This is a genomic window from Leeuwenhoekiella marinoflava DSM 3653, from assembly GCF_900129005.1.
Taxonomy (GTDB): Bacteria; Bacteroidota; Bacteroidia; order Flavobacteriales; family Flavobacteriaceae; genus Leeuwenhoekiella; species Leeuwenhoekiella marinoflava.
Map to the genome: position 1 here is coordinate 1 of NZ_FQUN01000007.1, position 14,225 is coordinate 14,225.

Annotated in this window: 14 protein-coding genes and 1 pseudogene; 5 read left to right on the plus strand and 10 right to left on the minus strand. The window is 38.3% G+C overall.

Annotation, left to right across the window (positions count from 1 at the left end):
* On the minus strand, positions 1–302 hold a 302-nt coding region (locus tag BUB91_RS06135), incomplete at its 3' end, for a DUF4372 domain-containing protein (protein WP_139250531.1).
* A 131-nt stretch (positions 303–433) separates the two neighbouring features.
* On the opposite strand from BUB91_RS06135, the gene BUB91_RS06140 reads away from it, so the two are divergent.
* On the plus strand, positions 434–1,270 hold the full coding sequence (locus BUB91_RS06140; protein WP_073098310.1) for a DUF6252 domain-containing protein: 837 nt from the start codon (positions 434–436) through the stop codon (positions 1,268–1,270).
* Here BUB91_RS06140 and BUB91_RS06145 read toward each other — a convergent pair.
* The 7 genes and pseudogenes from BUB91_RS06145 to BUB91_RS21545 form a co-directional block, all read right to left on the minus strand.
* On the minus strand, positions 1,260–2,825 hold the full coding sequence (locus BUB91_RS06145) for a PepSY-associated TM helix domain-containing protein (protein WP_073098312.1): 1,566 nt from the start codon (positions 2,823–2,825) through the stop codon (positions 1,260–1,262). The genes BUB91_RS06140 and BUB91_RS06145 overlap by 11 nt on opposite strands.
* Positions 2,826–2,828: 3 nt before the next feature.
* A complete protein-coding gene (locus BUB91_RS06150) occupies positions 2,829–3,131 on the minus strand; it encodes a hypothetical protein (RefSeq protein WP_073098314.1) in 303 nt (100 codons plus the stop codon).
* 3 nt (positions 3,132–3,134) lie between these two features.
* The gene (locus BUB91_RS06155) at positions 3,135–3,416 is read right to left on the minus strand and encodes a DUF3325 family protein (protein ID WP_073098316.1); all 282 of its coding nucleotides are present in this window, start codon (positions 3,414–3,416) and stop codon (positions 3,135–3,137) included.
* Positions 3,417–3,419: 3 nt separating this feature from the next.
* Positions 3,420–4,139, minus strand: a complete 720-nt coding sequence (locus BUB91_RS06160; RefSeq protein ID WP_073098318.1) for a DUF4198 domain-containing protein — start codon at positions 4,137–4,139, stop codon at positions 3,420–3,422.
* A 10-nt stretch (positions 4,140–4,149) separates the two neighbouring features.
* Positions 4,150–6,189, minus strand: a complete 2,040-nt coding sequence (locus BUB91_RS06165; RefSeq protein WP_317041335.1) for a TonB-dependent siderophore receptor — start codon at positions 6,187–6,189, stop codon at positions 4,150–4,152.
* A gap of 78 nt (positions 6,190–6,267) precedes the next feature.
* Positions 6,268–6,429 (minus strand): annotated as a pseudogene (locus tag BUB91_RS21540) (carboxypeptidase regulatory-like domain-containing protein); the annotation flags it as partial.
* A gap of 12 nt (positions 6,430–6,441) precedes the next feature.
* On the minus strand, positions 6,442–6,576 hold the full coding sequence (locus BUB91_RS21545) for a hypothetical protein (RefSeq protein WP_317041331.1): 135 nt from the start codon (positions 6,574–6,576) through the stop codon (positions 6,442–6,444).
* Positions 6,577–6,841: 265 nt separating this feature from the next.
* Between BUB91_RS21545 and mgrA the strand changes: the two genes are divergently transcribed.
* The 3 genes from mgrA (at position 6,842) to BUB91_RS06180 (ending at position 9,821) form a co-directional block, all read left to right on the plus strand.
* Positions 6,842–7,843 carry an L-glyceraldehyde 3-phosphate reductase gene (gene mgrA, locus BUB91_RS06170; protein ID WP_073098319.1) on the plus strand — a complete coding sequence of 334 codons (1,002 nt, stop codon included), beginning with the start codon at positions 6,842–6,844 and terminating at the stop codon, positions 7,841–7,843.
* A gap of 117 nt (positions 7,844–7,960) precedes the next feature.
* Positions 7,961–8,836, plus strand: a complete 876-nt coding sequence (locus BUB91_RS06175; protein WP_073098321.1) for a phosphatase PAP2 family protein — start codon at positions 7,961–7,963, stop codon at positions 8,834–8,836.
* Between the two features lie 223 nt (positions 8,837–9,059).
* The gene (locus tag BUB91_RS06180; RefSeq protein ID WP_073098323.1) at positions 9,060–9,821 is read left to right on the plus strand and encodes a DUF1206 domain-containing protein; all 762 of its coding nucleotides are present in this window, start codon (positions 9,060–9,062) and stop codon (positions 9,819–9,821) included.
* Between the two features lie 36 nt (positions 9,822–9,857).
* On the opposite strand, the gene BUB91_RS06185 is transcribed toward BUB91_RS06180, so the two are convergent.
* Positions 9,858–12,230, minus strand: coding sequence for a S9 family peptidase (locus tag BUB91_RS06185; protein ID WP_073098325.1), 2,373 nt, complete (start codon positions 12,228–12,230; stop codon positions 9,858–9,860).
* A gap of 164 nt (positions 12,231–12,394) precedes the next feature.
* Here BUB91_RS06185 and BUB91_RS06190 point away from each other — a divergent pair, with 164 nt between their 5' ends.
* The gene (locus BUB91_RS06190) at positions 12,395–13,006 is read left to right on the plus strand and encodes a DEAD/DEAH box helicase (protein ID WP_073098327.1); all 612 of its coding nucleotides are present in this window, start codon (positions 12,395–12,397) and stop codon (positions 13,004–13,006) included.
* A 344-nt stretch (positions 13,007–13,350) separates the two neighbouring features.
* Here the strand turns inward: BUB91_RS06190 and BUB91_RS06200 are convergent, their stop codons facing one another.
* A complete protein-coding gene (locus BUB91_RS06200) occupies positions 13,351–14,190 on the minus strand; it encodes an endonuclease/exonuclease/phosphatase family protein (RefSeq protein WP_073098331.1) in 840 nt (279 codons plus the stop codon).
* Positions 14,191–14,225 lie beyond the last annotated feature (35 nt).

The following is a 14,225-nucleotide window of genomic DNA, read 5'->3' on the forward strand; positions in this document are numbered from 1 at the left end:
AAGACCGCTGCGCTCCTTCGCTTGTTCGCATCGGACAAGGTACTGCGCTTGGGGAAATCATTAAGGCCCAAATGGTTGATCTTGCCCTCGCAGGCCAGCATGATACTGGATACCTCCCGAAGCGAGCTGCAACCACTGAGAACCGTGAAGATCATAGTGACAAGGTGCTCATAGGTAGTAAACTTTTTTGTGTACCTGTCGCTGTTATGCTTTTTAGCTGTCCGGTAAATATCATTGGGTTCGATGAAATTTAAAACCTGTTTGATTATGGGGTGTCCGCTAAAGTTTCTACTTTTATTCATATCTCGAATGTGTGGTAACTTCAAGATATAAAATAAGCGGGATATCCTTTTCTGGAAATCCCGCTTTTAAAATGTTTTATCGGACACTAATGATAAAATTATAAATTTGGTTTCTTAATTGAAGCAACGCTATGAGAAAGTACATTTTGGTTCTATTATGCCTATTGACAGTGCTTTCTTGTTCTGATGATGTTACCTTTAATTCCCCGGCTCTTCAAGGTGTTAGAGATACGGTGCTGTTTAGGTCAAACGTACAGCGGGTTGAATTATTAAATTCTTCTGGGCTGGTAAACTCGGTAAGGCTCGTTCGGTTATCAGGGATACTTGGTGAAGAGTCTGTGCAATTTGACATCCCATTTGGAGAAGGTGTCTTTGATTTAGAGCCTAATGCTATAGCAACTGCTACTTACACCAATGCATCTGGAAAGGTATTTTCGACTGATTTTGACGGAGAAGGGCAGGTTGTTGTAGAGCGTGTTGAAGACAGTATGTATACCGGTACTTTTAGATTTAGAGCAGTTAGCGCTATAGATACCTCTGAAGTTTATTTTACAAAAGGCGTGTTTTACAAGGTGCCTTTTTTTACTGCTGAAATCCCGGTTGTTGAAGATGATGAGGTTGCAACTTCTTTTTTCTGTAGAATTAATGGCAATCCGTTTACGCCACCTAGCATTAATGCTTCTGCAGGCTCTAATTTCATAACCGGTACGGGTTCTAATAGTACTGCAAATATACGCTTGCGTTTTCCTAAAAATATAGAGCCAGGTACTTATGAACTTACCGGTTTTGATGATAGCGACTATCAGGCAGATTACTTTAGCGGTTTTCAAACAACTATTGTATCAGGTACATTAACCATCACTTCTCACAATTTCACAACCGGTTCTGTAGGAGGTACTTTCTCTTTTACCGCTCAGGGGGCTTCAACCATTCAAGTGACTAGCGGAACTTTCGGATTTAACTATTAGTAGTTTTAGTCTTTTTTGTTGAAGACTTTGATTTTGTGAATGCAAAAAGACTCAGCAAAGCAAGAACCAACCAGAATATATCTATAAAAGCGATTTGTATACGACCTAGTGCAAATTGTTCCCAAAACCACGAATTGCTGAAAATACCGTTTGCTAAGGGGATTAAAAAACCTAGAATGCTTCCGGAAAGTAAACAGAAATTACTCATGTACTTTAAGTCCTTTCTAAGGATTAAGTAACTGCTTAAGATTAACCACGAACCGAAATATACCCAGTATAAAAAGGATTGTCCTGCAGGCTGAATAACTTTTACGGCTATAAAAGTAAGTGCTGTTACAGGATACATACTTAGGCAAATAGCCATGTAAATGCGTGCTACTCTAGTGTAAAACAGGCGTTTTTTTTCCGGGAGGTTTTTCCGATCGCGTGCTACGAGCCAGATAAGGACTCCTGAAATTATTACAACACACGAGAGTATACCCAGAATAAACGAAACGATGCGTAAAAAGTAACCACCATAATCTCCAAAATGCAACCTGAACATCACATTCTTCACGCTGTCTAAATACGAAGCAGGTTTATACGGGTCTTTTAATATAGTTGTTTCACCGCTTTCCGGTTTAAAATTGATGCTTCCGGAGGCGTTGAACTTTTCGGTATAATCTAAAAGGCCATTTAAGGTCACCTGCATATTGGCATCTCCATAATTACTTATTGAAATTTCATTCAGATTAAAATGATTCCACTTGGCCAATATTTTTGAGGCATAAGCTTCAATATTAGGAAGCTTGCTGAGCTTCTTTTGTGAAAATTCATAAGTAGGTTTATTAAATTCTAAATCGGTATACAGTTGATTCTGATCACCATTATAAAGTGTCATAACGCTGGGGGCTATCAAAAGCGCTTTCAGCATAAAAAAGGCACCCGTAACTGCAAGAATAAATTGAAAAGGAAGCCCTAAAATACCTAAAGCCGTGTGCGCGTCGGTCCAGATGGTTTTGAGTTTTGCCCAAGGACGAAAGGTGTAGAAATTGGGCACAATCTTTTTCCAGTGAACCAACACCCCGGTGATGATGGCAAATAGAAAAAAGAACGCCACAAAGCCTGAAAGATAATAGCCAACGGGGTAATAAATCTGTGCAAAGAAATGAAGACGGTATAAAAATTCACCTAATGAATACGATTCAGCATATGATTGCTCTTCAAAGCTCACAGGATCTAAATAGAAAAAGCCGCCTTGCTTTGCTTTTTCTGAAGCCAGACTGTCTTTTGAAGGAGTTAGATTTACAGCAATCGCACGTTCTGCATAATACGTTTTCAGGTTAATGTCTCGTCCTGCTAAACCATAAGATTCATCAATATGTTCTAAAACAGCATTGATGTTAGGAGGTAGATAATCTTTTTTAATGGCTTGCTCACTGCGTTCCCAGGCAACAATGTCATCTCTAAAAAAAGAAAACGAACCTGTGAAAAATATCACATAAAGAGCGACACTAATGACGATGCCGCTAACGGTATGCAGATTAAACAGAATATTATAAATGCGTTTTCCCATAGTTTATGCCGGTAAGGGATGAAGAGGTGGAGCAAAATAAATCAAAACTGAAAGAATAAGACAGATACCTAAATAAATACCCCAAATTTTCCAGGCTTTTTTTGCTAAAAACGCAAAGGTTAACAAAGCAGCCCAAATTATAAAAAGACTAAATGTTGAGGTGATAAGAACCACAACGTGATTGGTGTAAGCTGCCACAGCGAGATGCAAAGTTTGGGCAACTAAATATCCGCCCAGAATACCCGCTGTAATTTTGCCGAAACGCTGCCATTTAGATTGTGTGAGGTATTTAGAATTTGCGGGCATAAACTATTTTTTTAAAAGATTTAGCGGTATTAATAAAACCAGAAGACTAGCTAAAGTCATCAAACAAACCAATCCTGAAAATATACCTACAGCCCAGCCTAGCGCAATAACAAATACTGAAAATGCCAAAATCAGCAGGACGACCCCACAGATTTTGACCAGTTGATTGTTATGTTTAAACAAACCTTTATCAATGAAGTTTTTCTTTCTGATTCGCATTTTATCTGATGTAGAATACAGCGCATAAAAACCTACAAAAACAAGAAGGATAGCAAATAGCACCATAAGTTACAGACTGCAGAAGGTTGCACAATGCCAGATAAACTCATAATCTGTATCCTTGAATTTACCGGGAACCTCTTCGTTGTGTGTTATCTCAAGAATATATTTTGTGTCGAACGGCTTATTGAAACTCAAATAACCGTCTTTATCTGTAGTTAGTTTTTTAGTCCATAGATCTTTCATAGACAGTGTTGCTTCTCCTTCTGCTAAAGGCGCTCCTTTGTAAAATACTTGAAGTTTTACAGCTTCAGCGGTATTAGAAACCTCTTTAATGATAAGACCTTCACTGTGTTTTTCTACTGCAACAGGAACTTCAGTATCTACAAGAATTTGCTGAAAAGCCTGGTATTCTGGCTTAAAGATCCCAAAATCATATTCTGTATAATCTAAAACGTCAATGTCTCGATTTTCAAGAAATACAAGGTAGCCTCCTTTTTCTTTTGGTGTGAAATCAGCTGCATAATGATTTTCGTGAGCTGTTGTTTTTAAAGCTGTCTTTTCTCCAGAAGGAGCAACCAGCCAAAGTGTAAAGTCATCAACACCAGCAAAAGCTTCACCTGCTACTTCCTCAATAAGTCCGTAAGTGTACTCGCCAAAATAGACCTTAACTTCTTGTTTTTGATTTTGTGCTCCGGTCGGGTTCGTTTCTATCCATAAATAATGTGCGAATGTAGACTTAGATACAAATAGCAATAAGAACAGGCCTAGATATTTTATTTTTTTCATAATGAGTTTTTTAGAAGTTATAAGTGAAGTTGGCTAATAAAGAGCGCTTATTTTGTGGATTGATGGTTGACCAGCCTTTAAAGTATTCTTTGTTTGCGATGTTGTCTAGCTTTAGGCTGATGCGGAAATCTGGTGTGCCGTAAAAAACAGAAGCATTAACGATAGTATATTCCGGTAGGGTAAAGGTTCCACCCAGATTACGGTTGAAAATTTTATTTTCACTGGCGTAGTTACCTCCAAAACCAACACCAAATCCTTCAAATTTTCCGGAGGTTAATTGATAGCTTGCCCATAAGTTAGCCAAGTTTTGAGGCCCTGCACTTTCTGGGCGTAAGCCTACAAAGTCTGCAGCTCCTTCAGTCAACTCGCTATCATTATAGCTATAACCTGCTACAATGTTAAAGCCATCTACGGGGTTTGCGATAAAACTGGCTTCAAATCCTTTACTTTCCTGAGTTCCGTCTTGTGTATAGAAATAATTATTAGCATCTACATCTATACGTAAAGCACGGTCTTTAACCTTGATGTCATAATAACTTAAAGTCGCGCTAAGTCTGCCTTTTAGAAGATTGAATTTTGTACCTGCTTCAAATTGATTGGCATGCTCAGGATCAAGGGCTCTGTTGGTAATAACCCCATCAGTTAATTCATCAACGGGAGCAACATTGCTAAAGCCATTCATATAATTAGCAAATACCGAAACTTTATTCAATATAGGCTGATACACTAAGCCGAATTTAGGCGAAAGCGCAGTCTGTGCATGGTCTGCGTTACTAAAGCGGTCTATACGCAAGCTTGCCATTGCAGAAAGTTCTGGCAACAGATTGATGACATCTGAAGCGTAAGCGCTAAATATTTCCTGTTCGGTTTTTGATGGATTGATGGTGCTGTTTGCGAGTAAGGCATCTGTGCCAGCTTGAGTTAAAACTCCGGAATCATCGGTATAGTTAGCAGCGTCTGTAATCCCTAAAACTTCCTCATTAAACTCCTGTAGGTTATTACCAATATAGACGTTACCATTTGTGATGTAAGGTGAACTGTTGTTAATCACATTGGTGCGCAGGTAATCAAGACCTATAACCATTCGGTTTCTAAGCGAACCTATTTTAAAGTCACCTATAAAATTCTGTTGTAAATCTGTAGCAATAGTTTCAGAGTTTTGTTTGCTAATGTAGCGCGCTAAAAGTATGCCTTCATCTAGAGTAGTAAATTGTGTACCTTCATATAAATAGGAGTAATATCCATCAGATTTTGAATTAGAGCGCGAGAATGCAGTTTGTGATGTCCAATTGTCACTTAGCTTATAATTCATTTGCCCTTGAAAACTATAAGTAGGAGTTTCTATGTAAAGATCATTACTGGTATATGAGCGATTGATGTCATAACCCAGTTCATCAAGATTATTAACACGCAGTTGTGTACCCCGATCTAGAAAAAGCATCATTTGGTTAGTGCTTTTTCCTGTATAAAACTCGGTGTTTATATTGAATGACAAGCGGTCATTTACCTCATAGGCTAGAGAAGGTGCAAAGAAAAAAGATTTTCTAAAACCTGCATCTTGGTAACTATTTTGCGTGTGGTATGCAGTGTTTACACGCAATGCGATATTCTTTTCAGAGCTTAGCATGGTGTTTACATCTGCAGTAACGCGGTTTAGGCCGTAGCTACCAGAAGTATACGATACAGAGCCTCCAAAACCATAATACGGTTTTTTTGTAGTGATATTGATTAAGCCTCCGTAAGAAACCAGACTGCTTCCGTAAAGTGTTCCAGAAGGGCCTTTTATGACTTCAATACTTTCCATGTTTGCAGGGTCAGGACTACCGTTAGTAAGTGCAGGAAGTCCGTTAACTAAAGTAGGTTGTACCGCAAAACCGCGTAAAGCAAAATAGCCTGCTCCATCACTTCCTCTACCGGTAGATTCCCATAATTTATCTATACCTGGTGCATTTTTAAGTGCATCGTCAAAATTCGTAACAATCTGCTCTTCGAGTAAACTAGAAGTAATGGTATTATAAACCTGTGGATTTTCTATGTCAGCAAGTGGCATTTTAGAAACACTTACGCTGCTTTCTCTGGTAAACTTATTATGTCTTTTACCGTTGATGCTTACAATGCCCAGTTGCTCCTGATTTTCCTGAAGTTTGAAGTTGCCAAGATTCTGAGTTGTGTTTTCAGATACAGTTATATCAACAGTTCTCTTTATAAAACCAACATAAGAAATGATTAGTTTATAACTTCCGGCAGGAATACGGCTCAATGTAAATTTACCTGCATCATCTGTAGTAGTGCCTAAAGTGGTCTAGGAAAGTTCTATAGTGGCTCCAGATAATGGTTGGTTGTAATAGTCTGTTACAGAACCGGTCACTTTTATATTTTGAGCTGATAGGCTTAGTGAATAGCCAAGTACAATTAACACGCTTACTAGGGTACGCATCGTTATTTAGATTAAATTAAAATAGATATTTTTTGCAAATGTACATGGGGCGTTTAAATTCACAAAGGTTATTTAGACTTAATTTGCATAATAGATTCAAATGTGTTGATTATTAGTTTTTTAAAAATATACTTTAACACTTTTTTTAAGGTAATTCATGTTGTAATTGAGGTAACTCAATGGGATTTTTAGTTTTAGAATAGCTCAGTGGAGAATTAAGAACAATTACATTAATAGTATATTTAAAGATTACTAATTATAGGTTATGAATATTCAAGAAAAATTTAGTGCTGATCCTAATCGTTATGATACGATGCACTATCGGCGTTGTGGAAATAGCGGTGTAAAATTACCCATGATTGCTTTAGGCTTATGGCACAACTTTGGGGACGCAGCAGATTTAACTAACGGAAGATCCATTTTAAGAAAAGCATTTGATAAAGGGATAACGCATTTTGATCTTGCTAATAATTACGGACCTCCTTACGGTTCAGCAGAAACCAACTTTGGACGTATTTTTAAAGAAGATTTTAAACCGTACCGAGACGAACTTTTTATTTCTTCAAAAGCAGGTTATGATATGTGGCTAGGACCTTACGGTAATTTTGGCTCTAGAAAATATCTAATTGCGAGCTGTGACCAGTCACTTAAACGTATGGGATTAGATTATGTCGATGTTTTTTATCATCACCGTCCAGACTTGGAAACACCGCTCGAAGAAACTATGGGAGCACTTGATCATTTAGTGCGTTCCGGTAAAGCTTTATATGTTGGTATTTCTAACTATGATGCGCAACGTACCCGCGAATCTGCTGCCATTTTAAAAGATCTAGGAACTCCATTTCTTGTGCATCAGCCCCGGTACAATATGTTTGATCGTTGGGTAGAAGGTGGTTTGCTTAATGCTCTAGAAGATACCGGTATCGGGAGTGTGGTTTTTTCACCTTTACAGCAAGGTTTACTGACTAATAAATATCTTAAGGGTATTCCTCAAGATTCTCGTGCTGCTAATTCTATTTATCTATCTGAAGATCGAATTACTCCTGAAATTTTAAATAAGGTTAAAAAGCTTAATGCTTTGGCTGAAGAACGTAAGCAAAGTTTAGCTCAAATGGCTATCGCCTGGCTTCTTAAAGATAAAAGGGTAACCTCTGTATTGGTTGGAGTAAGCCGGCTATCTCAATTACAAGATAATATTGACGCATTGAACAATCTTGATTTTTCTGAAGAAGAATTGACTACTATTGAAACAATTCTGCAAAGTTGATATTTAAATCTTATGCAAGGCACTTTTGTAATACTATCTTACTTTTACCGACTTTTAGTTTGCCTGTTACTTCATAAAAAGTTCAGTTTATTTTTTAATACATCAATGCATTGACTTATGCTTAGAATTATCTTTTCAATTTGCTTTATAAGCATTTTAAGTGTTTTTACTGCAAACGCACAAGATGACTTGTTTGAGAAACCCGAAGCTCCTTCAGAGAAAAATATCTGGAACTATTTCACCTATGATATGGGAAATGTTTTTGGAGGTGTAGGCTATGCGTACTCCAGACCATTGCATTGGCAAGGCGACGATTTCTTAAGATTGGGAGGTGTTGCTGCGGGAACCACCGGACTCTTTTTATTAGATGATGAAATACGTCATCGTTTTTTAAGTCATAAGGATGATGTGCCAGATATTCTATTGGATTATGGGCGGTATGCTGGAGCTCCCCAAAACAATTACGGAATTACAGGAGCGGTTTACCTTACCGGTCTAATCACCAAAAATGAAAAATTACGCCGTACGGGAGTTTTGATGATTTCTGCAGCTACAGCTGCAGGTTTTATACAACAAGTGAGTAAAACACTTGTCGGTCGTGCACGTCCCGGTGCAGGTTTTGGAAATCATCATTTTAAGCCAAACGGAGGTTCTGCGGCATATCGCTCATTTCCTTCGGGTCACGCGGTTTTGACGTTTACTACTGCATATACCATCTCAAAACAGTTTGATAACAAATGGGTAAAAGGCGGAATTATCGCTGTCGGATTGATCCCCGGTCTTAGCCGAATTTACGAAGAAGCACATTGGGCTAGTGATGTTGCTTTAAGTTGGGCGATGAGTGCTTTTATCGTTGAAGCTATTGATAGATATCTGGACAAAAAGTACGACAAGAAATACAATGAAGATAAAGGTATGGCGGCTGCAAGATCAGATTTTGAATGGAATCTCACTTTTGGCGGAAACCAGCTTGGTGTGGTCTTTCAATTCTAAATTTATTGGCACCGCCAAAGGGTTTAATACCCCGAAGCTTGCTTTGAAATAGAAAGTTTGTTTTTAATGAATGCCTTGTGGGCTTATCCCGAGGTAATTTACTTAATTAAATAACAGCTTTTTAGCACACAGCTCAGTTAGTCTTTAGTACTTTTAAATCGAATCAGTTTTAATCTTTCCCACCAACTTGAGCTCAAAACGAAATATATACGCCCGTTCGGGATTGTTTGCCAAAGCCTTACTTTTTTTGGCGATAGGGATCGTGACGGCTATGGAGGCTTTTGGTCTGGGTGGTTTTAAAGCCGGAAGTTTTACGTTGATGAATGTTTTGGCTAAACACGAGTTTGGTAAAGCCATTCTTATTCTTTGGGCAGCTGGTCTTTTAGGGTATTTATTTTGGAGGGTTTACGAAACTTTTGCTGATAATGAAGGCTACGGAAAAAGTATAGCAGGGATTGGTCAGCGCATCGGTTTTTGTTTTGGCGGTCTTGTCTATGGCTTTTTAGCTTTTAAAGCGATACAAGTTGCTTTTTTCTCAGATGGAATAGACTGGATTACAAATTCTAAATTTCAAGATTTGTTGCATACAAAGCCGGCTCAGATTGCTGTAGTAGGAGTGGGTTTAGGAATGCTTGGAGCTACACTAAATGAGTTTTACATCGCAATTTCCGGGATATTTAAAAAAACCATTGATTATGATAAAATTCCTGCGAACTACCAGAAATGGGTAGTTGCTTGTGGTAGAATAGGATACACTTCCAGAGGAATTACGGTGGGGATCGCTGCATTATTGCTTATGAATACGGCATATACCAATCAAGATATTTCAAGCGCTAATAAAGAAGCTGCATTTTCTTTTATGCAGTATGCATTTGGTAGTTTTATTTTGGGAATGATCGCGATAGGATTTATCATCTATTCCATTTATGTGTTTATCGAAGTACGTTACCGGCGTATTGATATGGCACAAAATAAAACCCCATAGTGTTCACCATCGGGTTTATTATAACTTACCATAAACTTACTTATTCAAAAGACTCTCATTAAACAATTTTAAAATACGTTTGTATTCATCGGTCCAGCTGCTGGGTTCTATAAATCCGTGGCTTTCTACCGGATATACGGCAAGTTCCCAATTATCTTTTTCCAATTCAATTAAGCGCTGTGTAAGGCGCACCACATCTTGAAAATGTACATTGGTATCTACCATACCGTGCTCAATTAATAAATCACCTTCTAAGCCTTCGGCAAAATAAATAGGCGAAGAGCGTTTGTAAGCGATAGGATCCTGAGAGGGTTCGTTAAGAATGTTAGCCGTATAGCCGTGGTTGTAATGTGCCCAGTCTGTCACCGAACGTAATGCCGCACCGGCTTTAAAGGTTTCGGGTTCATTAAACAAAGCCATAAGCGTGATAAAACCGCCGTAGCTTCCGCCGTAAATCCCTACTTTTTCTGGGTTTATATCGTAGTTTTCGATTAAATATTCTACTCCGTCAATCTGATCAGAAAGATCTTTTCCGCCCATATGGCGATAAATACCTGTTCGCCAATCCCGGCCATAACCTGAGCTTGCCCGATAATCAATATCAATAACGGTATACCCCAGATCGGTCAACATGTTGTTGAACATGTATTCTCTAAAATAGGTTGACCACCACTTATGCGCATTTTGTAAATAACCCGCACCGTGAACAAAAACCACAGCGGCATTATTTTTTGCTGAGGCTTCTGGCACATACAATCTTGCAGGCACCATTGCGCCATCATCAGCTTTAAAAGTGATGTTTTGTGGCACACGCCAGTCATAGGCTTTAAACTCCTCAGATTGCCCTGAAGTAAGTTGCTGCGCATCAATCTTTGAACCGGTCTTTTTTAAATACAATTCCCAAGGTTTATTGCTGAAAGAATTACGAATCGCCATATACTTTTCGTCAGGAGACAGGCTTACTTCGTTGTTTCCGGGGAAGTTGGTTAGCTTTTTCATGCTGCCGCCCATTACCGGCATTTTGTAAAAGTGACGTTCGCCGGGACCAACTTCTGAAGTCGTTAAAAACCAAGATTTTTTATCCTTAGACAAAAACGGATCAAAGACTTCATACTCACCTTCAGTCAATGCTTTTTTCGCGCCTGTGGTTACATCTAAAACATACAAATGCGAGTACCCACTTGCCTCAGACTGAAAATAAATATGTTTGTTATCGGGTAACCAGCCCAAGGTTCCGCCGCCAAAAGACCAACCAATTCCGGGACCGGCAATCCAGGCCTCATCACGTTGACGGTCTAAGGTTTTAAGACTTCCGTCTTCTAAATTTAAAAGGGCAATCCAGCGGTCTTTGTTGTCTTTAGATCTGATGTTAACAATAGCTTTGCTTCCGTCATCAGAAAATGTGGCTTGAGAAACAATAACCTCACGCTCTTTTTCTTCCCATTCTTTATCGGGGTAATCTTTTGTATAATCCGGTAAATCTTTAATTCCCGGTAATTTTGATGTATTTACATAATAAACCGTGTCTTTTTTGATGTTGTAAACCGCCAGGGTCACTTCGGTTTTATCATCGCCTACTTTACTACGCGCACGCAACTCTTCAGTATATCCACTAGCATCAACATAGTTAGGTACATTGGTACTTTCACCGCGATCGCGCTTCATCAGCATCAGCGTTACAAAATCTGCTTTTGGAGCAATTTGTAAACCACTTACAGACCAGTCTCCTGCATAAAAAGTGTACGATTCAGAATCTGCAGTCATCTCGCGATACGCTTTAGAAAGCGAGTCTTGTTTCTCACGTTCCCGCACGATTTGCAACAGACTCAGATTTTCATTTTGCAACCATTTGTCTTTTTCAGAATGTTTTTTCTCGCGTTCTTCCGGTGTTTTTTCCTCTTTGATTTGGGTTAGTTTTTCAAGCTTTCCGGCTTCGGTATCAAAAACATATGCGTTGTTGTTAAACTCAAATGCGATTTGATCTTCATCAGCTAGAAAAGAAGGATTACCTAAGCGACCGCCTAGATCAATCAGCAGTTGCGATTGGTCTTTTTTCAGATCATATACATAAAGCGCTCCGTTTTCAGTATATAATTTTTTAGTTTCATCAACATTCCAGGAACCGTAAGGGCTGGTAATATTTTTACGTTCAGCAAGGCTTACCTTTTCAATCTTATCCAGATTGCTCAGACTTATTTTATACAAACTGTCAGAAGGATTTTCTTCAGGATTGTAATTGAAGTAAATGGTTTTACTTTTTGTATCCCAGTTTATACGCTCCGGAAAAGTTCCCATCCACTTGGGGTCTTTCATTATTTTTTCTACAGATAGTGAGCTGGTCTGGGCAAAAAGAGCATAATTACTCAGGGCTACGAGTGTGAAGAGTACTACGCGTAAAGATCTATTCATAAAGATGTCATTGAAATTTAAAAATCATCGGTAAGTTACAGAAATGTTACAGAATCTATTGATCACGATAATTTAAAAATAGGGCTCATAATTTATAAACTTACTAATGAGTAAGCACCCTTTTTATTTCAACTATATTTGCGGTAATTCAGGAATTACAAGCTATGTCGTTTAAAAAATTAATAGAACCTTTAAAAGATGCTGTGCAACGCAAAGGTTTTACAGTCCCTTTACCTTTTCAGAAAAAAATCTTATCAAAAATCAAAGGAGGGATTAGCATGTTTGCGATAGCTCCGGAAGGTTCTGGTAAAACCACAACTATTGTTATAAGCACGATTCAGAAATTAAAAGGAAAAGCTTTTGAAGATGCGCCACGCGTGCTCATTTTTGTTAAAGATAAACAAGCAGCCTTAGATCTTGAATCAGAATTTAACGGGTATACACAAGCTACTGATTTACGCGTTTATTGTGCGTACGATGAGAAAAATATAGACGATCAGCGGGATGAGATTTATGACGGAACTGATATCGTTATTGCAACTCCAAAGCGTCTGAATAAGATTTTTTATCTAAACGGAATCAATCTGAATAAGTTGCAAATGTGCATTATAGAAGATGCCGGATTTATTTTTAGAGATAGTAATCTAGCCGAAGTTACCCGCACACCAGAAAGTATAGGTAAATGCCAGTACCTTATTTTTGCTGAAAAATTTGATAAGCGTTTTGAGCGCTGGTTAGACAGTTTTATGTTTAATGCAGAGATCATAAAATCATAGAATTTCTGATGTAATCTACCTTGGGTTAAGCTTGTCTGCCGACAAAGGCAGGCCTGCAATGCATTAAAATGAAACAGCTTTTGACTCTAAGGCAAGCCTTAGAGCACCTGCTTGCGGTAAGCAGGTTTAAAAATCTCGATTATCGAGTAAAAACCGTTAAAAACAAAAAAGCCTCACCAATAAAGGTAAAGCTTCTCAAAGGTTTCACTACAAAACCAGTTTCCGAATCACTTCGGAAACAACACAACTTCTTTATAAAGATGCAGCGCGAAGCTGCTGTTATTTCTTAATGATTCAACAAAAATAACATTAGTTTTTTGATTTTGATTATATAATTCAAAAATTTAAGGCTTCAAGTCTATCAAAGCGTAAACCGGTAAATGGTCTGATGCATAATGCAAATCTTTAGAATCACTCAGTGTAGCGTGCTTCAGGACTTTAGAAGAATTGGTTTTCTTTTGAAAAATGTAATCTATTCTTCGGCTAACAGGCTCATTAAATTTGAATCCGTTAAATGTACCTTTTGGTCCAAAAGAACCCTTAGGCGCCAGTTCATAGGTGTCGTCCAATTCAGTTTTTAGAACAGCGATAGGATCACTTTCGGGTTCCAGGTTCAAATCCCCCATTACAAATGACGGATAGTTTTTGGGGTTGAGTTCGTTTATTTTTTTAAGAATAAGTGCTGCAGCATTTTTACGGGCTTCTATACCTACGTGATCAAAATGGGTGTTGAATACATAGAATTTTTCACCAGATTTTTTATCCTTAAAGAGGGCATAGGTACAAATACGCGGTAAAGCAGCATCCCACCCCGTTGAAATCTTCTCAGGAGTTTCAGATAACCAGAAGGTATCATGCGCTAATTGTTTTAGGGTTGAAGCATTGTAAAAAATCGCCGAGAATTCACCCTTGTTTTTTCCTTCTCTACCCACGCCTACGTGCTTATATCCGGTAAGGTTTTTATCTAAATAATCCATTTGCTCAGGTAAAGCTTCTTGAACACCCATCACATCGGGTGCGTAAAATAAAACCTGACTGGTTAAAAATTCTTTGCGCTTGCTCCAGGCATCGGCGCCATCAGATTCAGTAGACATTCTAATGTTATAGGTCATCAAACCTACTTCTTGTGCATTGACAACATTCAGGCAAAAAAGCAGACTTAAAAGGGAGAAAAGTGATTTCATATTTTAAATTGAATTAATAGCGAAATTAAACAAAT

What these genes read in the sequence shown, in the direction of transcription:
- BUB91_RS06190 (WP_073098327.1), top strand. Translation starts at nt 12,395, where the DNA reads ATGTCGTTTAAAAAATTAATAGAACCTTTAAAAGATGCTGTGCAACGC.
- BUB91_RS06140 (WP_073098310.1), top strand. Translation starts at nt 434, where the DNA reads ATGAGAAAGTACATTTTGGTTCTATTATGCCTATTGACAGTGCTTTCT.
- BUB91_RS21545 (WP_317041331.1), bottom strand. Translation starts at nt 6,576, where the DNA reads ATGCGTACCCTAGTAAGCGTGTTAATTGTACTTGGCTATTCACTAAGC.
- mgrA (WP_073098319.1), top strand. Translation starts at nt 6,842, where the DNA reads ATGAATATTCAAGAAAAATTTAGTGCTGATCCTAATCGTTATGATACG.
- BUB91_RS06145 (WP_073098312.1), bottom strand. Translation starts at nt 2,825, where the DNA reads ATGGGAAAACGCATTTATAATATTCTGTTTAATCTGCATACCGTTAGC.
- BUB91_RS06160 (WP_073098318.1), bottom strand. Translation starts at nt 4,139, where the DNA reads ATGAAAAAAATAAAATATCTAGGCCTGTTCTTATTGCTATTTGTATCT.
- BUB91_RS06150 (WP_073098314.1), bottom strand. Translation starts at nt 3,131, where the DNA reads ATGCCCGCAAATTCTAAATACCTCACACAATCTAAATGGCAGCGTTTC.
- BUB91_RS06185 (WP_073098325.1), bottom strand. Translation starts at nt 12,230, where the DNA reads ATGAATAGATCTTTACGCGTAGTACTCTTCACACTCGTAGCCCTGAGT.
- BUB91_RS06175 (WP_073098321.1), top strand. Translation starts at nt 7,961, where the DNA reads ATGCTTAGAATTATCTTTTCAATTTGCTTTATAAGCATTTTAAGTGTT.
- BUB91_RS06200 (WP_073098331.1), bottom strand. Translation starts at nt 14,190, where the DNA reads ATGAAATCACTTTTCTCCCTTTTAAGTCTGCTTTTTTGCCTGAATGTT.
- BUB91_RS06165 (WP_317041335.1), bottom strand. Translation starts at nt 6,189, where the DNA reads ATGCCACTTGCTGACATAGAAAATCCACAGGTTTATAATACCATTACT.
- BUB91_RS06155 (WP_073098316.1), bottom strand. Translation starts at nt 3,416, where the DNA reads ATGGTGCTATTTGCTATCCTTCTTGTTTTTGTAGGTTTTTATGCGCTG.